The sequence below is a fragment of the Rhodopseudomonas boonkerdii genome, from assembly GCF_021184025.1.
Lineage (GTDB): Bacteria > Pseudomonadota > Alphaproteobacteria > Rhizobiales > Xanthobacteraceae > Tardiphaga > Tardiphaga boonkerdii.
Window position 1 is genome coordinate 2,378,286 of the sequence record NZ_CP036537.1, and the last position, 22,977, is coordinate 2,401,262.

General features: G+C 61.6%; 22 protein-coding genes. 11 read left to right on the forward strand and 11 right to left on the reverse strand.

Annotation, left to right across the window (positions count from 1 at the left end; translation table 11 throughout):
- Window positions 1-127: 127 nt before the first annotated feature.
- Together E0H22_RS11030 and pncB are read right to left on the reverse strand one after the other, a co-directional pair.
- The gene (locus E0H22_RS11030) at window positions 128-1,447 is read right to left on the reverse strand and encodes an alpha-amylase family protein (RefSeq protein WP_233025685.1); all 1,320 of its coding nucleotides are present in this window, start codon (window positions 1,445-1,447) and stop codon (window positions 128-130) included.
- A 31-nt stretch (window positions 1,448-1,478) separates the two neighbouring features.
- Complete coding sequence (gene pncB, locus E0H22_RS11035) at window positions 1,479-2,729, reverse strand: nicotinate phosphoribosyltransferase (protein WP_233026286.1); 1,251 nt, start codon at window positions 2,727-2,729, stop codon at window positions 1,479-1,481.
- Between pncB and E0H22_RS11040 the strand changes: the two genes are divergently transcribed.
- Window positions 2,682-2,870, forward strand: coding sequence for a hypothetical protein (locus E0H22_RS11040; RefSeq protein WP_233026627.1), 189 nt, complete (start codon window positions 2,682-2,684; stop codon window positions 2,868-2,870). The genes pncB and E0H22_RS11040 overlap by 48 nt on opposite strands.
- A 176-nt stretch (window positions 2,871-3,046) precedes the next feature.
- Here the strand turns inward: E0H22_RS11040 and E0H22_RS11045 are convergent, their stop codons facing one another.
- From E0H22_RS11045 to E0H22_RS11055, 3 genes are read right to left on the reverse strand one after another with little or no spacing between them, the layout of a single operon-like run.
- Window positions 3,047-3,844, reverse strand: coding sequence for an ABC transporter ATP-binding protein (locus E0H22_RS11045; RefSeq protein WP_233025686.1), 798 nt, complete (start codon window positions 3,842-3,844; stop codon window positions 3,047-3,049).
- Window positions 3,841-4,584 carry an ABC transporter permease gene (locus E0H22_RS11050; protein ID WP_233025687.1) on the reverse strand — a complete coding sequence of 248 codons (744 nt, stop codon included), beginning with the start codon at window positions 4,582-4,584 and terminating at the stop codon, window positions 3,841-3,843. Before E0H22_RS11050 ends, E0H22_RS11045 begins: the two co-directional genes overlap by 4 nt.
- A gap of 46 nt (window positions 4,585-4,630) precedes the next feature.
- On the reverse strand, window positions 4,631-5,611 hold the full coding sequence (locus E0H22_RS11055; protein WP_233025688.1) for an ABC transporter substrate-binding protein: 981 nt from the start codon (window positions 5,609-5,611) through the stop codon (window positions 4,631-4,633).
- 201 nt (window positions 5,612-5,812) lie between these two features.
- Between E0H22_RS11055 and E0H22_RS11060 the strand changes: the two genes are divergently transcribed.
- The 8 genes from E0H22_RS11060 to E0H22_RS11095 all read left to right on the forward strand — a co-directional run bounded on the left by E0H22_RS11060 (window position 5,813) and on the right by E0H22_RS11095 (window position 13,842).
- Window positions 5,813-6,673 (forward strand): alpha/beta fold hydrolase, encoded by an 861-nt coding sequence (locus tag E0H22_RS11060; protein WP_233025689.1) that lies wholly within the window; start codon window positions 5,813-5,815, stop codon window positions 6,671-6,673.
- 4 nt (window positions 6,674-6,677) lie between these two features.
- Window positions 6,678-7,463, forward strand: a complete 786-nt coding sequence (locus tag E0H22_RS11065) for an enoyl-CoA hydratase-related protein (protein WP_233025690.1) — start codon at window positions 6,678-6,680, stop codon at window positions 7,461-7,463.
- Between the two features lie 30 nt (window positions 7,464-7,493).
- The gene (locus E0H22_RS11070) at window positions 7,494-8,303 is read left to right on the forward strand and encodes an SDR family NAD(P)-dependent oxidoreductase (RefSeq protein ID WP_233025691.1); all 810 of its coding nucleotides are present in this window, start codon (window positions 7,494-7,496) and stop codon (window positions 8,301-8,303) included.
- A 296-nt stretch (window positions 8,304-8,599) separates the two neighbouring features.
- Complete coding sequence (locus E0H22_RS11075; RefSeq protein WP_233026287.1) at window positions 8,600-9,808, forward strand: ABC transporter substrate-binding protein; 1,209 nt, start codon at window positions 8,600-8,602, stop codon at window positions 9,806-9,808.
- Between the two features lie 68 nt (window positions 9,809-9,876).
- Window positions 9,877-11,763 (forward strand): ABC transporter permease, encoded by a 1,887-nt coding sequence (locus E0H22_RS11080; RefSeq protein ID WP_233025692.1) that lies wholly within the window; start codon window positions 9,877-9,879, stop codon window positions 11,761-11,763.
- Window positions 11,760-12,527 carry an ABC transporter ATP-binding protein gene (locus E0H22_RS11085; RefSeq protein WP_233025693.1) on the forward strand — a complete coding sequence of 256 codons (768 nt, stop codon included), beginning with the start codon at window positions 11,760-11,762 and terminating at the stop codon, window positions 12,525-12,527. The genes E0H22_RS11080 and E0H22_RS11085 overlap by 4 nt, the downstream gene beginning before the upstream one ends.
- Entirely contained in the window at window positions 12,524-13,252 is a 729-nt protein-coding gene (locus E0H22_RS11090; protein ID WP_233025694.1) for an ABC transporter ATP-binding protein, read from the forward strand. The genes E0H22_RS11085 and E0H22_RS11090 overlap by 4 nt, the downstream gene beginning before the upstream one ends.
- Window positions 13,253-13,383: 131 nt before the next feature.
- The gene (locus tag E0H22_RS11095; protein ID WP_233025695.1) at window positions 13,384-13,842 is read left to right on the forward strand and encodes a MarR family winged helix-turn-helix transcriptional regulator; all 459 of its coding nucleotides are present in this window, start codon (window positions 13,384-13,386) and stop codon (window positions 13,840-13,842) included.
- 88 nt (window positions 13,843-13,930) lie between these two features.
- Here the strand turns inward: E0H22_RS11095 and E0H22_RS11100 are convergent, their stop codons facing one another.
- From E0H22_RS11100 to E0H22_RS11110, 3 genes are read right to left on the reverse strand one after another with little or no spacing between them, the layout of a single operon-like run.
- Window positions 13,931-16,228 (reverse strand): xanthine dehydrogenase family protein molybdopterin-binding subunit, encoded by a 2,298-nt coding sequence (locus E0H22_RS11100; protein ID WP_233025696.1) that lies wholly within the window; start codon window positions 16,226-16,228, stop codon window positions 13,931-13,933.
- Entirely contained in the window at window positions 16,225-16,704 is a 480-nt protein-coding gene (locus E0H22_RS11105) for a (2Fe-2S)-binding protein (RefSeq protein WP_233025697.1), read from the reverse strand. Before E0H22_RS11105 ends, E0H22_RS11100 begins: the two co-directional genes overlap by 4 nt.
- Window positions 16,705-16,744: 40 nt before the next feature.
- Window positions 16,745-17,551: an FAD binding domain-containing protein gene (locus tag E0H22_RS11110; protein WP_233025698.1), complete on the reverse strand. Its 807-nt coding sequence runs from the start codon at window positions 17,549-17,551 to the stop codon at window positions 16,745-16,747.
- A gap of 440 nt (window positions 17,552-17,991) precedes the next feature.
- Here E0H22_RS11110 and serA point away from each other — a divergent pair, with 440 nt between their 5' ends.
- Entirely contained in the window at window positions 17,992-19,245 is a 1,254-nt protein-coding gene (gene serA / locus E0H22_RS11115) for a phosphoglycerate dehydrogenase (RefSeq protein WP_233026289.1), read from the forward strand.
- A 72-nt stretch (window positions 19,246-19,317) separates the two neighbouring features.
- On the forward strand, window positions 19,318-20,274 hold the full coding sequence (gene dusA, locus E0H22_RS11120; protein WP_233026290.1) for a tRNA dihydrouridine(20/20a) synthase DusA: 957 nt from the start codon (window positions 19,318-19,320) through the stop codon (window positions 20,272-20,274).
- Window positions 20,275-20,395: 121 nt separating this feature from the next.
- Here dusA and E0H22_RS11125 read toward each other — a convergent pair whose 3' ends face one another.
- The 3 genes from E0H22_RS11125 to E0H22_RS11135 form a co-directional block, all read right to left on the reverse strand.
- The gene (locus E0H22_RS11125; protein WP_233025699.1) at window positions 20,396-20,908 is read right to left on the reverse strand and encodes a TIGR02281 family clan AA aspartic protease; all 513 of its coding nucleotides are present in this window, start codon (window positions 20,906-20,908) and stop codon (window positions 20,396-20,398) included.
- A 25-nt stretch (window positions 20,909-20,933) separates the two neighbouring features.
- Window positions 20,934-21,152 (reverse strand): DUF1289 domain-containing protein, encoded by a 219-nt coding sequence (locus tag E0H22_RS11130; RefSeq protein WP_233025700.1) that lies wholly within the window; start codon window positions 21,150-21,152, stop codon window positions 20,934-20,936.
- Between the two features lie 103 nt (window positions 21,153-21,255).
- The gene (locus E0H22_RS11135) at window positions 21,256-22,857 is read right to left on the reverse strand and encodes a sensor histidine kinase (protein WP_233025701.1); all 1,602 of its coding nucleotides are present in this window, start codon (window positions 22,855-22,857) and stop codon (window positions 21,256-21,258) included.
- Window positions 22,858-22,977: the final 120 nt, after the last annotated feature.

Genomic DNA, 22,977 nt, shown 5'->3' on the forward strand with positions numbered 1-22,977 from the left:
GTTAGAAGACAAACGCCGTCCGGGAAAGCCGGGCGGCGTTTTTTGTCGTGTGCAGCCACTCTCAGCCGTCATTGCGAGGAGTGCGGCGATCAAAACGATCACCGGCTGCGCGACGATGCGCTGAGATTTACGTTTGCCCGAATACAGCCCAGCCGTGGCCGGGGATATGCCACTCGCCGGAATTGTTGCCGACGCCGTCGCTGCCGGCGAGTTTCGGCAGCTGTTCTGCGTCTTGCACCACCAGAATCTCCTCGCCGAGATTCAGCGCAACGGTGATGCGCCGGTCGCGGTCGACGCATTCATAGACGAATTGCGTGTTGGCCAGCGACAGCGTGTGGCTGCGCGCGCGGTGCAGCCAGGAATGGCGGCGCCGCAGACCGATCAGGTCCTGATGGTGCCGGTAGATCGGCCAGCCGAACGGCGCCAGATCCGCCGGTGCTGCGGGGAATGCTGGCCGGATTGCGTCGTCGCCGCCGGCGCGGGCTTCCTTGAGGCCGCGAAATGCCTGCTCGTCGCCGTAATAGATGCAGGGCGTGCCGGCGCATGTGAACAGGATCACCAGCGCGTGCGGCAGATGGCGCTGGTCGGCGATCTCGGTCGCGATCCGGGTCACGTCGTGATTGCCGACGAATGTCAGCGGCACGAATGTGTCGAGCCAGGTGTTGTGCCGTTGCAGCGTCCAGGCCAGTTCGAAGAAGTTGCGATCCTTGATCGAGCTCCAGATCGCCTTCCACAGTTCATATTGCGTGACGGCGTCCACCGTGGTGTCGCGGACGAAGCCGGCATAGTCGCCGTGAATGACCTCACCGAAAATATAGGCCTCAGCAAAATCCTCGCGAACGCGCGGCAGCACGTTTGCCCAGAAAGTGCAGGAGACCGCATAGGCTGCATCGAGCCGCCAGCCATCGGCACCGCGCGCCAGCCAGTGCCGCATCACATCGGTGACGAGGTCAGCCACCGCAGGTTCGTCGTGATTGAGCGCAGGGAGCTGCTGGTGGCCTTCGAAGGTCGCATATTCCGGTTCGCCGTCGGGCAGCCGCTTGTCGAGGTCGATATGAAACCACGATGCCTCGTGAGCCTGGGGACCTTCGCCGATGGCCCGCCGAAACGCCGGGAAATCGCGACCGACATGGTTGAACACGCCGTCAAGCACCACACGCAGCCCGCGGCCATGTGCCGCCACGATCAGAGCATCGAAATCGGCCTCGTCGCCGAGGCGGGGATCGATCCTGAAATAATCCGTGGTGTCATAGCCGTGGCTGGTCGACTGAAAGATTGGCGCCAGCAGCAATGCGGAGGCGCCGAGCTCGACGGCATAGTCGAGCCAGGCTACGAGCTGCGGCAGCCGATGCACAACGCCGGGCTCTGTGCGGAGCTGCCGTTCAGCGCCGGTGAAACCGAGTGGATAGACATGCCAGAAGACCGCGTGTTCGACCCAGTTCGGCAACGGCCTCGTCCTCTTCGTGTGGAACGCCGGTTCAGACAATCACCTTCTGCTCGGCGACGCCCTCGCGGCCGAAAATGCGCAGATAGCGGTCGATCTCTTCCGGACTGCCTCCCGTCGTCTTGGCCGGATTGTCTGACAGTTTCACGGCCGGTCGTCCGTTGGCCGCCGTGATCTTGCAGACGAGGCTGATCGGATCGAGCGTATCGAGCCCGCGCGGATGCGCGCCGCGGAAGTCGTTGGTCGCCATGGTGCCCCAGCCGAAGCTCTCGCGAATGCGACCGCGGAAGCGCTTATGCAGATCGATCATCAGATCGACTTCGAGCCCGTCGCTGAACATCGCGCGCTTCTTGCGCGGATCCTCGCCGCGCATGGCGTACCAGGCAATGACTTCCTCCCCGGCAGCGACAGGCTCCTTGCTGTCCATGCGCATGCCCGTCCATTTCGATGCCCATGTCGGGGCATCGCGCAAAAACTGGGTCATGCCGAACGTGTCGGGCAGGATGATCAACAGCTCGCCGTCATAAACTTCCTGCCACTTTGCCAGCACCTCATACTGCGCCTTTTTCAGCGCCTCGTCGCTGTCTGCGAGACAGCCGAACACCATGGGCAATTCGTGCGAATTGGTGCCGATGGCTTCGAACGAGTGCTTGAAGGCGAGCAGGGCATTTGAGGTGCCGACGAAACTGCGGCCGAGTTCGTTGGCCATCGCATCCGTCACCCATTCCTGCCAAAGGAAACCGTGACGGCGGCGGGTACCGAATTCGGCGAGGCGCAAATCCGGATAGGCCTGCAGCTTTTTGATCTTGCCCCACAGCTTGGTCTTGGTGTGGGCATAGAGAATGTCGAGCTCGAACTTGTCGAGCGTCGCCATCGCCATGCGCGAACGCAATTCGCTGACGATGGCGAGGGCGTAGATTTCCCACATGGTCACCGCGGCCCATTCGCCCTCGAAAGTGAGGACATATTGGCCATCAACCGTCTCGAGTCTGTAGTCGGGCAGCCGGAAGGTGCGCAGATACTCGATGTATTCCGGCCGGAAAATATCGCGGCGGCCGTAGAAGCGGTTGCCGGCCAGCCAGATCAGTTCGTTCTCGCGGAAGGTGAGGGTGCGGGCATGATCGAGCTGCGCGCGTAGAATGGCTTCCGGGATGATCTCCGCCAGCCGCACCGTTCTTGTGCGGTTGATCAGGCTGAAGGTCACCGGCACCTTCGGATACAGCATCCAGATAAACTGGTGCATCAAGAATTTGTAAAAATCCGTGTCCAGCAAGGAACGGATAATCGGATCGAGCCGGTAATTGTGGTTGTGGACCCGGGTGGCGAAATCCATCATCGCAACGCCACTCCCCAAATCATGCCTGACACGGCATTTTTCCATCAGCGGCATCGCCGCAATATCGGCGCCGCACCTGCGGCCCATTGATGAAATTGGCGTATCCGCCGGTCAAAAGGATGTCAACGCAATGACTGAATCCGGAATCCGCAAGCCGTGGCTGCGGATTAGGGCGGATGGAATGGGGGGCACAGTGAAACCCATCATTCCGTCGGTTGCCGGGGAGTTCGGCCGATGGAGTTGCTCCAGCGCTACGCGCCGACGCTCTACCCGTCCTCGAGTCCGCGCTTTAACCGTTCGTCGGGCGCATTCATCTGCAAGGTGTTCTGGATAGCGGAACGTAGCGTGGCGTGATCGCTGCGGCCCCAGTCGTTCATCCGGATATCGGCGAGCAGCGCAGCCGATTTGCCGAATACGACGATGCGATCGCCGACCGCCATGGCTTCTTCCAGCTGATGCGTGATCAGGATGGCGGTCGAGCGGAATTCGCGGGCGAGACCGACGAAGGTCTTGCGCAGGTCGTTGGCCGTGACCTCGTCGAGCGCGCTGAAGGATTCATCGGCGAGAAGGATTTCCGGCTGCACGGCAAAAGCCCGCGCGATGGCCACGCGTTGTCGCATGCCGCCGGAGAGTTCACGCGGATAGGCATTGGCGAATTTCTCCAGACCAAGCCGCTTCAGCCAGGACATTGCGCGCTCCTGCTGAATGTCCTCGGCGATCCCGATCAGTTCTAGCGGAAGCTTGACGTTGTCGATCGCCGAGCGCCATGGAAACAGCCGGTCCTGCTGGAAGATCGTGGCGATCTTGCCGCGAAAATCGCCAAAGTCGTCATAAGGCGTCTTGGTGCCGATCGTGATGCTGCCGGCGGTGGGATGTTCGAGGCCGATCAGGAGATCGAACAAGGTCGATTTGCCGCAACCCGTCTTGCCCACGATGGCGACCAGTTCGCCGGGAGCGATGCTGAGCGTGAGCTGATCGATGGCGACGATGGCTTCGCCCGTCGTGGTCTGCCGGAATACCTTTCGTAGCTGCGCGATCTCGATGGACGCCGATGTGCTGGTCACGCGCGCCACCTGAGTGCTCTGGTCTCGAGCAGCACGATCAGCGCCTCCAGGATGAAGAGCAGAACCACCAGTACGAAGGTCCATGCGAAAACGTCGGCGACCGAGAACAGTTCTTGTGCGACGGATAGCTGATGACCGATGCCTGTGACCGCGCCGACCAGTTCTGCAATGGTGACGACACGAATGGCGAGGCTGAGCGTGATCTTCCAGCTGGTGATGATGCCGGGGGTGATGGCCGGCAGCATCAGCTTGGCGAAGAATTGCAGCGGCGTCGGACGGAAGGAGCGGATCATCTGCTTCAGGTCGCGTGAGACGTCACGCATGTTGTCGAGCGCATCGACGGTGAAGACGGGTGCGCAGACGACGACCAATACGAAGACGATGCGGAATTCGACGCCCTTGAACCACAGTACGGCGAACAGGATCCACGACACCACCGGCACCGCCATCAGGATGCGGATCATGGGCTTGAGATAGCGCTCGATACTGCCAGACACGTACATCAGAACGGCGACGAGCATGCCGATGACGAAGGACACGAACAGCGAGAGCAGGACGCGGCCGAGCGTCACCGCCACATCGAGCGGGGTGATTTTGGTCAGGCTTTGCGCGATGCGGCCGAGACCGGGAATCGCGAAGGCCGGGATGCCGAGCGACGGCGCCAGATAGGACATGATCTGCCAGACGGTTGCGAAGAGCACAACCGAGATGATCGTCTCGCGCGGAAGGCCTGGCATCATGAGGACGCGATGCGGCTCTTCGAATGGCGTTGCCGGCCGCCCCTCGTCAGGGGGCATAGATGATCGCATCGTCAGGCAGCTTGGGATGAAAGCCGGCAGCGACCGCGCGCTCGAACGTATCCCAGATGCTCTTCTTCTCTGCGGCATCCCAGGCCGGCTTGGCGTCGAACACCCAGCGCTTGGCGTGGACGGCCTCCTTCAGGATGCCGGGTGGCAGTTTCACCGTCTCGACGGCAATCTTGTCGGCGCCGTCGGGATCGGTCTGCAGATATTTTGTGACATCCGCGAGAGCCGCGACAAATTGCTTCGGCGCGTTTCCGTTCTTCTTGATGGTGTCCTCGCGCATCGCATAGACGAGCTCCCAACCCGTCACACCGGCCATTTCCTTCCATGCTGCATCGGTATTGAAGACGATCTTCAGGCTGGGGTCTTCCTTGATCATCATGGTGGCGATGGGCTCGATGATCATCGCGGCCTCGACGCGTCCTGCCGCCAGTTGTGCGCGTGCCACGGCGAAGTTGGCATTGACCAGTGTCATGTCCTTGGCGAGATCGATCCCCTTCGACTTTGCGTAGATCGAAAGGATCTGAAATTGGCCGCTGCCCATATCGGCGGCGAGCTGCTTGCCTTTGAGCTCTGCGAGCGACTTGATCGCCGGATCCTTGGCGATGACCACGAGGTCGGCCAGCGTCGCCCCCGTTGCGACGATGCGCAGCGGCACGCCTTCGAGGCGGAGCTTCTGGAAATAAGTGGGGCCGCCGATCAGCGTATCGATTTCGCCGGTGGCGAGGCCGGCATAGTAGGCAGAAAAGGATGGATAGGTCTGCACCTCCGCTTCGAAACCATTCTTGGTATCGAACTTCTGCGCCTTCATGATGTTGACGACGATGGGAGCAAACACTGGAAGTGTAAGGCTGCCGACGCGAATTTTCGGGAGCGCCTGCGCCGATGAATTTGTGGCGTGTGTCGTGCCTAGCAGCGTAGCAGCGATGCCCAAGTTGAAGGCGCGTCGCGAAAGACCGATCATAAACATCTCCCGGGAAACGTGGTGGCAAACGTCGTGGCGCGTAGCTTTTCGATCATTTCCATGCGGCAATGCGGCATTCGTTTGTAAGCAAACGATATGCCAAAATTACATTCACTAAATCCTCTTGCTCAGGCGAACTAACGCTACTAGCATTTTGTATGTGCGCAAATGAAATCTGCTTTTGGCTTGCAGGAGACCAATATGCCGCACCTCACGACGCCGGACGGGACGAAGCTTTATTATGAGCAGGTCGGCACCGGGAGTCCTGTGGTTTTCGTGCACGAATATGCGGGCGATTATCGCACCTGGGAGCCTCAACTTCGTTACTTCTCGCGCGCGCATCGCTGTGTGACCTACAGCCAGCGCGGCTACCCGCCGTCGGATGTGCCGACGGACCCCGCGAAATACGGCCAGGATATCGCGCGCGACGACGTCATCGCGCTGATGGACGCGTTGAAGATCGAGAAGGCGCACATTGTCGGCCATTCCATGGGCGCATCGACGGCGCTGCATGTCGGTATCCATTATCCGGATCGCTGTCTTTCGGTGACGGCCGCGAGCTGTGGCTACGGTTCGAGCCCCGATCCGGCCTTTGTCGAACAGGGGCGTGCCGCTTCGCGCGAAACCGCAAAAATGTTCGAGACGGTCGATTGGCGAACGGCGGCAGCGCGTTACGCCGATGGTGCGACGCGGCAGACGCATAAGCATAAGGACCCGCGCGGCTTCGCGGAATTCGCCAGTATGCTGGCCGATCATTCGCCGATCGGTCACGCGCTCACCATGCGCGAGTTGCAGGCCAAGCGGCCGATGCTTTGGGAGATGAAGCCGCAGCTGGAAAAATTCACGCCGCCGCTGCTGATCGTCGTCGGCGACGAGGACGACTGGTGCCTCGATCCCAGCATTTTTCTGAAGCGCACGGTGCCGACGGCGGGCTTGCTGGTGTTGCCGCGCGCCGGCCATACCATCACCAGCGAGGAGCCGGCGGCTTTCAATGCCGCGCTTGCCGAGCTCTTTCCGGCAGCCGAATCCGGCCGCTGGATGTCACACCGGCCGGCGGTCTGATCCGATGGCAGCGCCCGGCGATATCTTCATCGATATTGCGGACGGCATTGCAACGCTGCGGCTCGCCTATTCGGCACGCCGCAATGCGATCTCAACGGTGATGTGGAACAAGATCGCGGCCTTCGCGGTGGAGGTGACGGCCCGCAAGGATATCCGCGTTGTCGTCATCCGCGGAGATGGAGAGGACATGTTCTCTGCCGGCGCCGACATCTCCGATTTTGCGACCGCGCGGAGCGGCGAGGGCAACGCCAGGGCCTATGACGATCTCGTCGAGAACACCTGCCGCGCCATCGAGGCGATCCCGCAGCCGACCATCGGCGTGATCTTTGGCGGCTGCATGGGCGCCGGCTCTTCGGTTGCCGCGAGTTGCGACATGCGGATCGCAGCGTCCGATGCATTCTTTGCCGTGCCGGCTGCGAAGCTTGGTCTCGGCTATGATCCGCGTGGCATTGCCCGTTTCATTCGCGTGTTCGGCGCCGGTGCTACGCGTCAGGTGTTGTTTACCGCCGATCGACTTCCTGCATCGCGTGCCTATGAGCTCGGCGCAGTGCATGTCCTCGTGCCAAAGGCGGAAGTCGCGCCGCTTGCCGTAGCACTCGCGCAGAAAATTGCCGGCAATGCGCCGCTGACGATCAAGGCGGCCAAAGCCGCGATCCGCGCGCTGACCGCCGACGCCGATCTCATGGCCGAGGCCGAACGCCTCTACGCCGATGCCGACGCGAGTGCTGACTACACCGAAGGCCGAGTGGCTTTCGCCGAGAAGCGGGCTCCGCGCTTTACCGGGAGCTGACACGACCTTTCAACCCAGAAGGACGATCTCATGGACCTCCAACTCAAAGGCAAATGCGCACTCATCACCGGTGGCAGCGAGGGTATCGGCAAGGGCATCGCCATGACGCTGGCGAAAGAGGGCGTCAACGTCGCGATCTGCGCGCGCCGCCCCGAACCGCTGGAGAAGACCGCCGAAGAGATCAGGGGAGCAACCGGCGTGACGGTCGTTGCGATCCCGGCCGATCTCACCAAGGATGCCGATGCCAAAAACTTCGTCGACACCGCGCACAAGAAGCTCGGTGCTATCGATCTGATGATCAACAATGCCGGTTCGGCGCCTGGCGGTGTGATCGAGACGCTGACCGAAGCCGACTGGGAACAGGCGCTGCAGCTCAAATTCATGGGCTATGTGCGCTGCCTGCGCTACGCGCTGCCGATCATGGTCAAGCAGGGCGGCGGTCGCGTGGTCAATCTTATCGGGAATGATGGCGTGAAGCCGTCCTATTGGGAAATCGCTCCCGGTGCGGCTAATGCCGCTGGACAGAACATGACGCTGTCCCTCGCTGGACAGTATGGGCGCCACAACATCTCGTTCTGCGCCGTGAACCCCGGTCCGGTCCGGACCGAACGCTGGGCTGGTCTTGTCGGCGCGATGTCGCGTGACATGAAGATCTCTTACGAGGACGCCGACAAGTTGGCGCCGGCCTCGATTCCACTCGGACGTATCGCGGAGGTCGAGGAAGTCGCCAATCTCGTGGTGATGCTGTCGTCGCCCCTGGTTCAGATGGCGAACGGCACCATGATCGAGATCGATGGCGGCCAGGACAAGGCGTTGATGGATCGCTTCCGCGACCGCTAGTCGCGGTACACGCGCGGCGACGTTGATTTCGTCGCCGCGTGCTGCTTTGTGTGTCCGGTCGATTCACGGGATGCGCCTGCAATGATCAAAAGATCAGCGATGTGCTTTGCACATTGCTAAAAGACCAGCCTTGACAACCTCAGGGGTGCGCCAGACTATTTGCGTACAAACTAATTCGAGTTGCTCGGCAAGATGCCATCGGCAGGATCGACCGATCCGCAGAGAAATGGCGCAGCCCGCGAAATTTCGACGATAACATCCATCGCAATCGTTGCTATCAACGGAGTTCGATCATGATGACGGCTCGTATATCTGGTTCATTCGCCCTAGCTGGCCTGTTCGCTCTTTCACTCACCCATGTCGCTGCTGCACAGGACACGATCAAGATCGGTGAGCTCAACAGCTACAAGACGCAGACGGCATTCCTGGATCCCTACAAGAAGGGATGGGAGCTGGCGATCGAGGAGATCAACGCCAAGGGCGGCGTGCTCGGCAAGAAGCTCGAAGTGATCTCGCGTGACGACGGCTCTTCGCCGGGCGATGCTGTGCGTGTCGCCGAAGAACTGGTGACGCGTGAAGGGGTGAATATTCTCGCCGGGACCTTCCTGTCGAACACCGGTCTTGCGGTGACGGAGTTCGCCGGCAAGAAGAAGGTATTCTTCCTCGCTGCCGAACCGCTGACCGACAAGATCACCTGGCAGAACGGCAATCGCTACACATTCCGCTTGCGCGCCACGACCTACATGCAGGTCGCCATGCTGGTGCCGGAAGCGCTGGCTGCGAAGAAGAAGCGCTGGGCGCTGGTTTATCCGAACTACGAATACGGACAGGCCGCGGCGGCGACCTTCAAGGAGATGATGAAGGCCAAGCAGCCTGACATCGAATTCGTCACCGAACAGGCGCCGCCGCTCGGCAAGGTCGATGCCGGCGCCGTCGTGCAGGCGATCGACGATGCGAAACCGGACGGGATCTTCAATGTGCTGTTTGGCGCAGACTTTGCCAAGCTGGTGCGCGAAGGCGGCACGCGCGGTGTGTTCAAGGATCGCACGGTCGTGAGCGTGCTGTCCGGCGAGCCGGAATATCTTGATCCGGTCAAGGAAGAAGCGCCTGTTGGCTGGATCGTTACGGGTTACCCCTGGGACAAGATCAAGATCCCGGAACACGCGACATTCCTCGCTGCCTATCAGAAGAAGTATAATGACTATCCGCGTCTCGGATCGATCGTCGGCTATGCCACCATGAAGTCGCTTGCTGCCGGTATCGCCAAGGCCGGATCGACGGACACCGAAAAACTCATCACGGCATTCCGCGGTCTTGATGTCGTTGGTCCGTTCGGCCCGTTCACCTATCGCGCCAGCGATCATCAGGCGACGGCCGGTGCTTTTGTCGGCAAGATCGCGCTGGAGAACGGCAAGGGCACCATGAGCGACATCAAATATGTCGATGGTGCCGCCGTGTTGCCGAGCGACGACGAAGTCAAGAAGCTTCGTCCGGCTACCGAGTAAGGTCACGAGCCGATGGCCGCAACGCTTGCTCTTCCCACGATCCCCGCGCGGGAAGAGGCGGGATTCTAATGAACCTGAATGCGTTCGTATTCCAGGCGATCAATGGACTGTCGGCGGCATCGGGCCTCTTTCTGGTCGCCGTCGGCCTGTCGCTGATCTTCGGCGTCACCAGGATCGTCAACATCGCTCACGGGTCCCTCTACATGCTAGGGACCTATATCGCCTATAGCCTCGCCACCAAGATCGGCGGTGCATTTGGCTTCTGGGGTGGCATCGTGCTGACCGCCATTCTGGTCGGCATTCTTGGTGCGATCATCGAGGTCTTGCTGCTTCGACGCATTTATCGCGCGCCCGAACTGTTTCAGTTGCTGGCGACATTCGCGCTGGTGCTCGTCTTCAACGATGCGGCGCTGTGGATCTGGGGACCGGAAGACCTGCTCGGTCCGCGTGCGCCGGGTTTGAAGGGCTCCATCGAAATCCTCGGGCGCCGGTTGCCGACTTACGATATCTTCCTGATCATTGTCGGTCCGGTCGTTTTGCTGCTGCTTCATATGGCGTTGTCCAAGACGCGTTTCGGTCGCCTCATGCGGGCGGCGACGCAGGACCGCGAGATGGTCGGCGCGCTCGGCGTCAATCAGGCCATGCTGTTCACCGGCGTATTCGCGCTCGGCGCCATGCTCGCGGGCCTCGGCGGCGCGCTCCAGATCGCCCGCGAGCCGGCGACGTTAACGACAGACCTGAATGTCATCGGCGACGCCTTCGTGGTGGTTGTGGTGGGCGGCATGGGATCGATCACCGGCGCCTATGTGGCCGCGGTGCTGATCGCCGAGGTGAAGGCTTTATGTATCGCGCTTGGCGTGATCGATTTTGGCTTGTTCACCGTCAATTTTTCCAAGATGACGCTGGTTGCCGAATTTCTGGTAATGGCCATCGTGCTGATTGCACGGCCTTATGGATTGCTTGGCCGCGAGCAAGGTGTGGTGCGCAGCGTCGCCGAGCCGGAGGAGCCGCTGCGTCCGGCCACCATGGCGACCAAGATCGGCGGACTTGTGGTGTTGTTTGTGCTGATCTGCCTGCCACTGATCGCGAAGGACTCGCCTTACACGCTGGTGCTCGGCATCGATGTGCTGATCGCGATCCTGTTTGCGACCAGCCTGCACTTCATCATGGGGCCGGGCGGGATGCATTCATTCGGCCATGCGGCTTACTTCGGTCTCGGCGCCTATGGTGCCGCTCTGCTGGCGAAGTGGTTCGCTGCTCCTATGGGGATTGCGCTTCTGTCCGCTCCGCTGGTGGCGCTGGCCGGCGCGTTGCTGTTCGGTTGGTTCGCCGTGCGCCTGTCCGGCGTCTATCTCGCGATGCTGACGCTCGCCTTTGCGCAGATCGTCTGGGCTGCCGTGTTCCAGTGGGAGACTCTGACAGGCGGTTCCAATGGCGTACTCGGCGTCTGGCCATCCGCACCGTTCGAGAGCCGTCCGATGTTTTATTATCTCACGCTTGCCCTCGCTGCGCTTGGCGTGTTCGCGATCCGGCGCTTCCTGTTTTCCCCATTCGGCTATGCCATGCGGGCGGGGCGTGACTCGCCACTGCGTGCCGAGGCAATCGGACTCGACGTGAAACGCATCCATTGGCTGGCCTTCGCCATCGCCGGGTGTGTCTGCGGCGTTGCCGGCGGGCTGTTTGCCTTCGCCAAGGGATCGATCTCGCCAGAGACGATCGCCGTCGGCCGTTCTATCGATGGTCTGGTGATGGTGCTGCTCGGTGGCCTGCAGACATTGACCGGTCCCATCGTCGGCGCCTCGGTCTTTGCCGTACTGCAGGACAGCATCATGCGTTCCACGGAATACTGGCGCGCGCTGCTCGGCGGCGTCATCCTGCTGTTGGTGCTGGCATTCCCGGCGGGGATCGTCGGCGGCCTCTCGAAACTGGTCGTGCGTCGGAAAGCTACGTCATGAGCGATCTCAGCATCCGTCGGCTGTCAAAATCCTTCGGCGGTGTGCGCGCCGTCAACGATGTATCGTTCGAGATCAAGCGCGGAGAATTTCTCGCGCTGATCGGGCCGAACGGTGCCGGCAAATCCACCTGTTTCAACATGATCAATGGTCAGTTGCCGCCGGATTCCGGCGAAATCTGGTTCGAGGGCAATGCGCTGAACGGCAGGAAACCGCGCGATATCTGGCGGCTCGGCATCGGTCGCACGTTTCAGGTGGCGGCGACTTTCAATTCGATGACCGTGATCGAGAACGTGCAGATGGCGCTGTTGTCCCATGCCGGTCAGGTCTATCGGCTGTGGCGACCGGCCCGCACGCTGCACCGCGGCCGTGCGCTCGAACTGCTAGCCCAGGTCGGCATGCAGGATGCGGCCGATCGGCCGAGCCGTGAACTGGCCTATGGCGACGTCAAGCGCGTTGAGCTTGCCATCGCCCTCGCCAATGATCCGCGGCTGCTGCTGATGGACGAGCCCACTGCAGGAATGGCGCCGAAAGAGCGCAACGATCTGATCGCGCTGGTAAAGCGGCTGGTGATCGAACGCGGAATCTCGGTGCTGTTCACCGAGCATTCCATGGATGTCGTATTCGCCTTCGCCGATCGCATCATCGTGCTGGCGCGCGGGCGCTTGATCGCCGATGGCGACGGGAAATCGATCCGCGATAATCCGCAGGTGCAGGAGGTCTATTTCGGTACCGGCAAGACCTTCAAGGTGGAAGCGAAGACATGAGCGTGCAGATGCTCACGGTGGAAGGGCTACGTGCCTCCTATGGCGCGGCGCAGATCCTTTACGATATCGGCCTCGAGGTCGGGCGCGGCGAGGTGGTGGCCCTGATGGGCCGCAACGGCGCCGGCAAGACCACCACCATGAAAGCGGTGATGGGTCTGATGACGCAATCGACCGGCAAGATCATGTTCGACGGGCACGACATCTCGGACTGTCAGCCTTACGAAATCGCGCGGCTCGGTCTTGGTTTCGTTCCGGAAGATCGCCGCATTTTCTCCGACCTGACCGTGCTGGAAAATCTCGACATCGGCCGTCAACCGCCGCGAAAGTTCAGCGACGGCATCGACGCGCCCGTATGGAACGAGCAGAAGCTCCTTGCCCTGTTTCCCAATCTCGGCGAGATGCCGAACCGGCCGGGTGGTCGCATGAGCGGCGGCGAACAACAGATGCTGACGGTGGCGCGGACGCTGATGGGTAATCCGCTCCTGATCCTGCTCGACGAGCCCTCGGAGGGTGTTGCACCTGTGATCGTGGAAATGATGGCGAACACGATCCTCGAACTCAAGAAAGCCGGTGTCTCCATTCTGCTCTCGGAGCAGAACGTTCATTTCGCAGAACTGGTGTCCGATCGCGCTTACATTCTTGAGAAAGGTCAAATTCGATGGAATGGGACCATGGCTGAGCTCGCCGACAACGTGGATATCCAGCGTGCTTATTTGACCGTCTAGCACGTGGTCCCTGAAAGCGGATCGCTCAAGTCAGCTTCATCGAAGGTGAATGAGACTTGGCGATCAAAACTTCATCTGTTCCTGTCGCCGCGGATCGTTCATAACTGAGGTCGCACAACGGGATCGCGGTGATGCAGAAATCGGGCAAGGTGAAATCTCAAGCCGGCGCCGAAGCGTCCGCCGGCTATGAGCTCGATGTACAGGTGGGTTTCCTGCTCCGCGTCGCGATGCAGCGTCACACCTCGATTTTCATGTCCAACATGATCGAGGAACTCACGCAGACCCAATTCGCCGTCATGGCCAAACTGCACGAAGTCGGGCCATGTTCTCAAAACCACCTCGGTCGTCTGGTCTATCTGGATGCTGCCACCGTCAAGGGTGTGGTGGACCGACTTGGACTACGCGGCTTTGTCAATGTGGGGGCCGATCCCGATGACCGTCGCCGACGAGCGGTGTCGCTCACGGAAAAGGGCAGCAGCGTGGTCGAGGCCGCTATTCGGGTGGCGACGGATGTCACCGCCAGGACGCTGAGGCCGCTGACGATCGACGAGCAGCGCACGCTGACGCGGCTGTTGAAAAAGATAACGTAGCAACTTGTAGAGGGGCAACGGCGCGAAGCGCCGTGCCTGCCATTGTCCGCTATGCATGGGAAGGTGCGCACGTTGCGCTTTGCCCGCCCTACATTTTCCGATTGATCAACGCCTTGATCTGCTGCGGCGACACCGGGAGCCGCGTGATGGCGCCAGGCCGGCCAAGCGCATCGTCGATGGCTGCGGCGATTGCCGCGCCGACCGCATTTGCGCCGCCTTCGCCGGCGCCTTTCAGCCCCATCGGATTGAGCGGGCTTGGTGCATCCTCGGTGATGAGGACCTCCACGGGTGGCACCTCGCGTGCGGTTGGCATCAAATAGTCTGCAAGCGTCACCGCCAGCGGTTCGCCGCGATCGTCATAGTTAAATTCTTCAAACAGCGCGCCGCCGAGGCCTTGTGCGACCCCGCCGACGATCTGGCCGCTCACAAGCATCGGATTGATCGCTTTGCCGATGTCGTAGGCCACCAGATAGCGCTCGACGGCGACGCAGCCGGTATCCGGCGCGATCGAGACGACAGCGATATGGACCCCGTAAGGATAGGTCATATGCTTGGATTCGAACGAAGCCTCCGCGACAAGACCCGGAGCGTGGTCATCCGCTTCAAGCACTTTGGCAATTTGGGCCAGCGACATCGACGGCCCGGCGCTGCCATCGGTACGCACGATCTCGCCATCGACGATATCGAGTTGATCGGCAGGCAACTGCATCAACTCCGCCGCGGTTGCAAGCGCCAGATCGCGCAGCTTCAGGGCGGCGAGGCGGGTGGCTTCGCCGGTCATCACGGTGACGCGGGAGGCGAAGGCGCCCAGACCGCGATCGATGCGATCGGTCTGGCCGTGGATGACGCTGACGCGGTCATAACCGACGCCAAGCTTCTCCGCGCAAATTTGTGCGATCACCGTCTCGACGCCTTGGCCCACCGAGGCGGCGCCGGTGACGACTTCCACATGGCCATCGATGCTGACGGCGATCCTGACATCGTCGAAGGGACCTAGCCCGCTCTTTTCCACGAACATGCCAAGGCCGGCGCCGACCCATTCGCCGGCCTTGCGCCGTTCGTCGATCTGTACACGCAGTTCCATCCAGCCGATCCCGTCGAGCGCTTTGTCGAGCAGTTTCGCATAGTCGCCGGAGTCGAGCACGATATCGGTGCCGAGCGTCTCCAGCGCGCGTTTCATCGGCATCTCGTCGGTATGGATCAGGTTGCGGCGACGGACTTCGGCGCCATCGATCCCGACCTTGGCAGCGACGGCATCGAGCAGGCGCTCGCGCACAAAAGTGCTTTCGTAGCGGCCCGGCGCACGATAGGTGCCGCCGGGCGTCTTGTTGGTGAGCCGGATATGCCCGCGGGCACGATAGGCGGGAATGCGATAGGGGCCCGGCAGCATTGCTGCGGTGAGGTCGGGGACGGTGGCGGCATGCGTGCGCATATAACCCCCCTGATCGTGGAAAAATTCGTCGTCGATGGCGAGAATATTGCCGTCCTTGTCGATGGCTGCGCGGATGTGATGCGTCTGCTGTCGGGAATGATTGGCCGATATCAGATGCTCGCGGCGATCCTCGATCCATTTTACTGGACGCCTGAGGCGCATGGCTGCGAGGCACACCAGCACATCCTCCGGATAGAGCTCGCCACGAATGCCGAAGCCGCCGCCGACATGGCCTTCATAGAGATGGGTGTTGGAAGCCGTGCGGCCGAACATTCTTGCTAGCTGGTCGCGGTTCCAGTGGGGCACCTTGGCGGCGCCGTACATTTCCAGCATGTCTGTTTCGACGATGTAGCGCCCGATGGCTCCCCGGGTTTCCATCGGAACGCCCGAGTGGCGCCCGATGGACAGAGAGAGCTCGATGGTCGCGTGCGCCATCGCGAAGGCGGCGTCTACGTCGCCATAGCTCTTGTCGATCAACGCCGCTTCGGTCGGCAGACCGTCCCGGAATTCGCCGATCTCTCCATCGGCATGCAGGATCACGGGCAGCTCCTCGATCTCGACATCGACATGGTCGGCTCCATCCTCGGCGAGATACGGATCTTCCGCGAACACGACGGCGACGGGATCGCCGACATAGCGTACCTTGTCCTTGGCTAGAATGGTCTGGCGATAGGCGGCGAGCTGTTCGAGGCGCGTCAGGCGAAAATCGATCGGAGGAATATCCGCGACATCCTCGAAGCTCCAGGCAGCGACAACGCCGGGCAGAGCGAGGGCTGGAGCGACATCGACCGATACGATGCGGCCATGCGCATAAGCGGAGCGGACAACGCGCATATGCAGCTGGTTCGGGAAGCTGATGTCGGCGGCGAACTTGCCTTGTCCGCGCAGCAGCGGTTCGTCTTCCTTGCGGGGAACGGATTTGCCAACCAGCATAGGCTTGGCTGGAGCGCTCACGGCAGGCGCATCTCGGCGGCCGCGGCGCGTACTGCCTTGATGATGTTCTGATAGCCCGTGCACCGGCACAGGTTCGATGACAGCACGTCGACGAGATCGAGATCGGAAATGTCTGGTTCACGTTCCAGCACGCCGACAGCGAGCATCAGGAAGCCCGGCGTGCAGAAACCGCATTGCAGGCCATGATTTTCGATGAAAGCGCGCTGCATCACATGCATCGTGTCGCCATCGGCGAGTCCTTCCACGGTGCGGATCGGCTTTCCCTCCGCCTGGTGGGCGAACATCAGGCAGGCGCGCACTGGTTCGTCATCCACCAGCACGGTGCAGGCGCCGCAGACGCCATGTTCGCAGCCGATATGGGTGCCGGTCAGCCCACATTCCTCGCGGATGGCATCCACCAGCGTGCGACGCGGCTCGACGCATATTGCATGCATTTTGCCGTTGATGGTGAGGGTGACGTCGCCCTTGTCGGTCATGGTGGTTTCCCGCTGTTGCGGGCGTGCTTTGCGAGCATGGTCATTGTTGCGAATGTTCGAGTGCGCGTCGCGTCACGGCACGGGCGAGATCGCGGCGATATTCGGCAGTCGTCTGGGCGTCTTCCATCGGATCGATGGCAATCGCAGCCGCTTCGCCGGCTGCGACGAACAGATCGTGGGAGGGCGGCCGCCCGTTCAGCACATGCTCTATCTCGGCAATCCGCCGCGCGCGGTCTTCGGCGCCTCCGATGCCGACGCGGGCATCGGTGATTTTTCCGTCCACCACCCGATAAACGACGAGCGCCGCGCACATTGCAAAATCGCCGGCGCGACGGCTAAATTCATAAAATCCGAATTTGGTGTCGCCCGGCAACAACGGCAGCCGCGCTTCGGCAAGCAATTCGTCTTCCTGCAGTGCCGTCGTCATAACGCCTTCAAGGAAGTCTTCGGTCAGCACGATGCGTTCGCCGCGAACGCTCTTTATGACCAGTTGCGCGCCAAGCGTCGCAGAGACGAGGCACCATTCCGATGATGGATCGGCCTGGGCGAGGCTGCCGCAAAAGGTCCCTCGCATGCGGATCGGATAGTGCGCGATATGTTTGGCGACATAGGCCAGCAGGGGCCCAAGCGGCCCGCCGACCACCGGCTTGTGGAAAGCGCCGTGGCGCACGCACGCGCCGATCGACAGATAGCCCGCATCGACGGCGAGGCGGTCAAGCCCTTTGACCTCGTTGATATCGATCAGATGTGCCGGCCGTGCCATGCGGAATGCCATGATGGGCACGAGACTTTGCCCACCGGCGAGAATACGTCCGTCCAGCGGCGCATATTCGGCCAGGGTACTCACGACTTCGTCCACTGTGCGCGGAACGTGGCGAGTAAACGGCGCCGGTTTCATTCGACCAACTCCAGAAGGAGTGCCAAAAATCGCTTGTATGCTAATAATCATCCCTTCCTTGTCAATCGGCGTGACTGATGGAATCGGGTCGGTTATCGCCTGCGAACGGGCACTCCTCAGGCGCGCGCGTGACGTTGCGCTGGGCCCCGAACGATGCAGCGACTCCCGGGCGAGCCGCTAAGACCGGAGCCGATACGGTCCTATGGTCAAAAAATCTTATTTTTCAATTTGTTGTGTCCCCACTTGGCATGATCGGGACGGCCGGATTAAAGATGCGGCCAAATCGAACCAGCGTCTGGCGTCCCGTCGCGCCGGAGCCCTCTGGGCTCCCGTTGCGTCGCCATTCCAACTGCCCCGCAAAGGACACCGCGCCCGTGTCAAAGACCGCCATGCTCGCCCCGCAGCTCTCGCTCCCGAAGGATAAGATCAAGATCCTTCTGCTCGAGGGCGTCAATGACAGCGCCGTCGAACTGATCGACATGGCCGGCTACACCAATGTCACGCGCCTGACCAAGGCGCTCGGTGGCAGCGAACTCAAGGAAGCCCTCAAGGGCGTGCATCTGCTCGGCATCCGTTCCCGCACGCAGATCACCCAGGATGTGCTCGACGCTGCGGATCGCTTGATCGCGATCGGTTGCTTCAGCGTCGGCACCAATCAGGTCGATATCGATGCCGCGCGCCGCAGCGGCATTCCGGTTTTCAACGCGCCGTTCTCCAACACCCGCTCGGTGGCCGAACTGGTCATGGGCGAGATCGTGATGCTGTTCCGCCGTATCGTCGACCGCTCGGTTGCCGCACATCAGGGCAAGTGGGATAAGTCGGCCACCAACAGCCATGAAGTCCGCGGCAAGACGCTCGGCATCGTCGGCTATGGCAATATCGGCTCACAGCTGTCCAACCTCGCCGAGACTTTCGGCATGAAGGTGATTTTCTACGATCACACCGACCGCCTGCGTCATGGCAATACGGAGCCGGTGGCGACGCTGCAGGAACTGATGGCGCAGAGCGACGTGGTCAGCCTGCATGTGCCGGAAACGCCGGCAACCCAGGGCATGATCGGCAAGACGGAGCTGTCCTGGATGAAGGATGGCGCCTATTTCATCAATAACAGCCGTGGCACAGTGGTCGATCTCGACGCGCTCGCCGACGTGTTGCGCAACGGCAAGCTGCGCGGCGCAGCCGTGGACGTATTCCCGGTGGAACCCAGCTCCAATCAGGAGAAATTCGTTACGCCGCTGCAGGGACTTCCCAATGTGCTGCTGACGCCGCATGTCGGCGGCTCCACGGAAGAGGCGCAGGAGCGCATCGGCGCCGAAGTGGCGCGAAAGCTGATCGACTACAGCGACACCGGCTCGACCGTGGGCGCCGTGAACTTCCCGCAGGTGCAACTGCCAGCCCGTCCGCAGGGGACGCGCTTCATCCAGGTCCAGCGCAACATGCCGGGCATGCTCGGCCGCTTGAACGAAGTGTTGGCACGCCATGCCGTCAATATCGCCGCGCAGTACTATGAGACCAATAACGATATCGGCTACGTCGTGCTCGACGCCGACGCGTCGGCCGCCGACAGCCAGCGCGTGCTGGAAGACATCCGTGCGCTCGATGGCACTATCCGCGCCCGTCTGCTGTACGAATACAAGGATTGATCGGAACGCCCGCCACTGCGGGCAGGGACCAAGCGCTTGACCTATCCGAACTGCACATTCTCCGTAGCGCCCATGATGGACTGGACTGATCGGCATTGCCGGGTGTTCCACCGTCTGCTGACGCGGCGTGCGCTCCTCTACACGGAGATGGTGACAACGCCTGCGATCATTCACGGTGATCGCCAGCGCCTGCTTGGCTTCGACGCGAGCGAGCATCCCGTTGCGCTTCAGCTCGGCGGTTCAGATCCGGTGCAGCTCGCCGAAGCCGCCAAGATCGGTGCCGATTTCGGTTACGACGAAATCAACATCAATGTCGGGTGCCCGTCGGATCGGGTGAAGGAAGGTCGCTTCGGCGCCTGCCTGATGGCCGAGCCCGATCTGGTTGCACGCTGTGTTGCCGCGATGAAAGCGGCCGTCGATGTGCCGGTGACGGTGAAATGCCGTATCGGCGTCGACGATCAGGACCCGGAAGTCGCGCTTGATGCTCTGGCGAAAGCGGTGGTCGCGGCAGGCGCCGATGGCCTCATCGTGCATGCCCGTAAGGCGTGGCTGAACGGTCTCTCGCCGAAGGAAAACCGCACCATCCCGCCGCTCAATTACGATCGCGTCTATCGGCTGAAGCTGGAGATGCCGGATGTGCCGATCGCCATCAATGGCGGCATTCCCGGGGTCACCGAGGCGAAGGCGCATCTGGCGCATGTGGATGGCGCGATGCTCGGACGAGCGGCCTATCAGGAGCCGTGGCGTCTGCTTGCCGTCGATCCCGAAATTTTCGGCACCCCTGCGCCGCACGCGACGATGAAGGACGCGATGGAAGCGATGATGCCTTACATCTCGGACCAGATCGCGCAGGGGACGCGGCTGCATTCGATCACCCGGCATTTCGTCGGCGCGTTCCATGCGGTGCGTGGTGCGCGGGCATTCCGCCGGCACCTTGCCGAACATGGCGTGAGGCACGGCGCGGGGATCGACGTGCTGCGTGACGCGATCGCGCTGGTGGAAGATGAGCCGGTCGCGGAAGCGGCGTAAAATGAGCTCCGCCCTCATCCTGAGGAGCGCGCCTTGCGCGCGTCTCGAAGGATGAACATAGAACTCCACATCTTATGGTTCGAGACGGCGCTTCGCACCTCCTCACCATGAGGGACGGAACTTACGGGTAACCACGCAGTTTTAGCTTGTCCGCACGCACTTCCCAGCTTTCCAGGCGATCCAGAAAGCTCATGCCCAGCAGATTGGTCTTCATCGATCCGCGCGGGACGATGAGGGCAGGGACTGCACGTTCCACCAGCTTGCCAATGGCGAGGCGATCCAGGGTCAGCCGCGCCGCTTTGGTCCGGCCGGAGACGGTTTCGACGTCGATATTGTAGGCGAGCAGTTCGACGGGCAGGCCGATCGCTTTCGCGGTTTCGTAGGACAGCATCACCGAGGTGGCGCCGGTATCGATAACCATCGGCGTGGCGATGCCGTTGATTGTCGCCTGCAAAGCGAATTCGCCGCCGTCGCCGCGCGGAACGTCGACGATGCGCGGCATCGGCGGGACCTGTTTGCGCAGGATTTCGGTGACGAGCGACCCCGCTTTCGTAATCTGTTTGGCATCGCCATAAGCGAGCGCCGCACCAGCAGTGGCGAGAATTGCGGCGATCAGCAGCAGGACGCGTGTCACGCTGCGCTCCCGAGGATTGCGCTGGTCAGGATGTCGCGGGGCGCGGCTTGCGAACGTAAGTCGAGGGGGGCGCGAAGCCGGCTTCCGTCATGCGCGTTTCGAGAGACGCCATGATGCCGAGGCGTTCTGCGCTCTCCATCCGGCCCCAACGCGCGATTTCCTGCAGCGTGCGTCCGCATCCAAGGCAGAGCTTCGCTTTGGGATCGATGACACAGATGGCGACGCACGGCGTTTCTTTGTTCATACGAGGATATTTGAGCGGTTTGGCGCATGTGTGCAAGCCGCGAAATTTGTTGTTCGCGCATGACCTGATCCGAAAACCGCTGCACACTTTTCGGGATCATGCGCTACAGACCCGTTCCCGCGTTCATGATCGGCTTGTTGCGGGCACGCCGTTTGTCGTCGGCGATGTTGAAATCGTAGTCCGGCTGGAGCGGCGGTGCGTCCTCCGTCACCGGCGCGAGCGCCGACATCACGCGCTCGGGCGGGAAGGTGATGATCACCTCGGTGCCGATGCGCAGCTTCGACTTCAGCGTGAAAGTGCCGCCATGCATGTCGATCAGACTTTTTGCGATCGGCAGACCGAGGCCGGCGCCTTGCTCGGCGGATTTGATCGAGTTCGAGCCCTGGCCGAACGAGGCCAGCACGATCGGAATCTCGTCTTCGGCGATGCCCGAGCCGGTATCCTTGCAGCTCAGATATTGGCCGCCCGAGGCCGTCCAGCCAACCTTGAGCCAGATCTCGCCGCCCTGCGGGGTGAACTTGATGGCGTTGGAGAGCAGGTTGAGCACGATCTGCCGGCAGGCACGCTCATCGCCCCAGATGCGCGGCATGCCGTGCTCGAACACCTCATGGATGGTAATGCCGCGGCTGGTGGCGCGCAGTTTCAAGAGATGATGACAGTCGGCGACGACATGTTCGAGCGAGACGGCTTCCTCGTTGAGTTCGTAGCGGCCGGCCTCGATGCGCGAGAGGTCGAGGATCTCGTTGATGAGGTTGAGCAGATGGACGCCGGAATTATGGATGTCCGCCGAATAATCCTTGTAGACGCCAATTGCATGCGCGCCGAAAATCTCGCTCTTCATCACTTCCGAGAAGCCGAGAATGGCGTTCAGCGGCGTGCGGAGCTCGTGGCTCATTTGCGCAAGAAAGCGCGACTTGGCGACATTGGCGGCCTCGGCGCGGTGGCGCGCTTCGTCCGAGATGGCCTTGGCCTGTTCGAGTTCGCCGATCAGCGCATCCTTCTCGGCGCGCGCTTCGAGCGCGGCCAGCGTGGTAGAGTGCAGGCGCTGGGCAAGCAGGATGAAATAGCCTTCCGCTGCAATGGCCAGCGCAGCGAGGACATAACTGTCGAAATTACCCCGCAGGATGAAGCTCAACGCCACGCCGAAGGTCACCGGGGCGGTGGCGGCGATGGCGGCGATGGGCAGGCTCGAGGCAAGCATACTGGAGACCGCCACCACCAGCAGCATCAGGAACATCATCATCGAATTGGAGACGATATCCGCGCCGGTGGGATGCACCAGGATCGATGTCCAGGCGAGGCCGTAGACAACGTCCAGCGCCATGAAACGCGTACGCCACTTTCGCGTGGTGTTCGGGCCGGTCGGCTCGGCGAGATAGCGGTTGCAGGCGCGCAGGATCGCCGCATGGATGCATAGCATGCCGCAGGCCCAGGCGGCGGCAGGCAGCGGCTGCAACCAGACGCCGAACACGATGCCGGTGCCGACCACCAGCAGCGTGACAACCAGCGAGGCGGAAAGGCGGGTCTGGGCGTATTGACGGAGAAGTTCGCGGTCGAAGGCGGGGCGCGTGCCGGACGTCGACGTCAGGCGGTCGCGGGCCTCGCGCACACGCTGCTGGGCTACCCGCCGGTTGCGTGCCGGTGCAGCGACGGGCTCTTCAGCCGGCAGCTGGACGACCTCGGGCCTGACGGCGGGCTCACTCATCACGCTTACACAAATCCTGCACGCAGAAGCGGGCGGTTTTCACAGATCATTATCTGTGCCGCACAATTCTTAAAGGGCGCCTTAAAGAACGCGGCAATCCGGTTAATTATCCGTGAAAAT

What these genes read in the sequence shown, in the direction of transcription:
- E0H22_RS11130 (WP_233025700.1), bottom strand. Translation starts at nt 21,152, where the DNA reads ATGAACAAAGAAACGCCGTGCGTCGCCATCTGTGTCATCGATCCCAAA.
- serA (WP_233026289.1), top strand. Translation starts at nt 17,992, where the DNA reads ATGCTCGCCCCGCAGCTCTCGCTCCCGAAGGATAAGATCAAGATCCTT.
- E0H22_RS11090 (WP_233025694.1), top strand. Translation starts at nt 12,524, where the DNA reads ATGAGCGTGCAGATGCTCACGGTGGAAGGGCTACGTGCCTCCTATGGC.
- E0H22_RS11070 (WP_233025691.1), top strand. Translation starts at nt 7,494, where the DNA reads ATGGACCTCCAACTCAAAGGCAAATGCGCACTCATCACCGGTGGCAGC.
- dusA (WP_233026290.1), top strand. Translation starts at nt 19,318, where the DNA reads ATGATGGACTGGACTGATCGGCATTGCCGGGTGTTCCACCGTCTGCTG.
- E0H22_RS11075 (WP_233026287.1), top strand. Translation starts at nt 8,600, where the DNA reads ATGACGGCTCGTATATCTGGTTCATTCGCCCTAGCTGGCCTGTTCGCT.
- E0H22_RS11055 (WP_233025688.1), bottom strand. Translation starts at nt 5,611, where the DNA reads ATGATCGGTCTTTCGCGACGCGCCTTCAACTTGGGCATCGCTGCTACG.
- E0H22_RS11135 (WP_233025701.1), bottom strand. Translation starts at nt 22,857, where the DNA reads ATGAGTGAGCCCGCCGTCAGGCCCGAGGTCGTCCAGCTGCCGGCTGAA.
- E0H22_RS11050 (WP_233025687.1), bottom strand. Translation starts at nt 4,584, where the DNA reads ATGATGCCAGGCCTTCCGCGCGAGACGATCATCTCGGTTGTGCTCTTC.
- E0H22_RS11105 (WP_233025697.1), bottom strand. Translation starts at nt 16,704, where the DNA reads ATGACCGACAAGGGCGACGTCACCCTCACCATCAACGGCAAAATGCAT.
- E0H22_RS11080 (WP_233025692.1), top strand. Translation starts at nt 9,877, where the DNA reads ATGAACCTGAATGCGTTCGTATTCCAGGCGATCAATGGACTGTCGGCG.
- E0H22_RS11060 (WP_233025689.1), top strand. Translation starts at nt 5,813, where the DNA reads ATGCCGCACCTCACGACGCCGGACGGGACGAAGCTTTATTATGAGCAG.
- E0H22_RS11095 (WP_233025695.1), top strand. Translation starts at nt 13,384, where the DNA reads ATGCAGAAATCGGGCAAGGTGAAATCTCAAGCCGGCGCCGAAGCGTCC.
- E0H22_RS11085 (WP_233025693.1), top strand. Translation starts at nt 11,760, where the DNA reads ATGAGCGATCTCAGCATCCGTCGGCTGTCAAAATCCTTCGGCGGTGTG.
- E0H22_RS11065 (WP_233025690.1), top strand. Translation starts at nt 6,678, where the DNA reads ATGGCAGCGCCCGGCGATATCTTCATCGATATTGCGGACGGCATTGCA.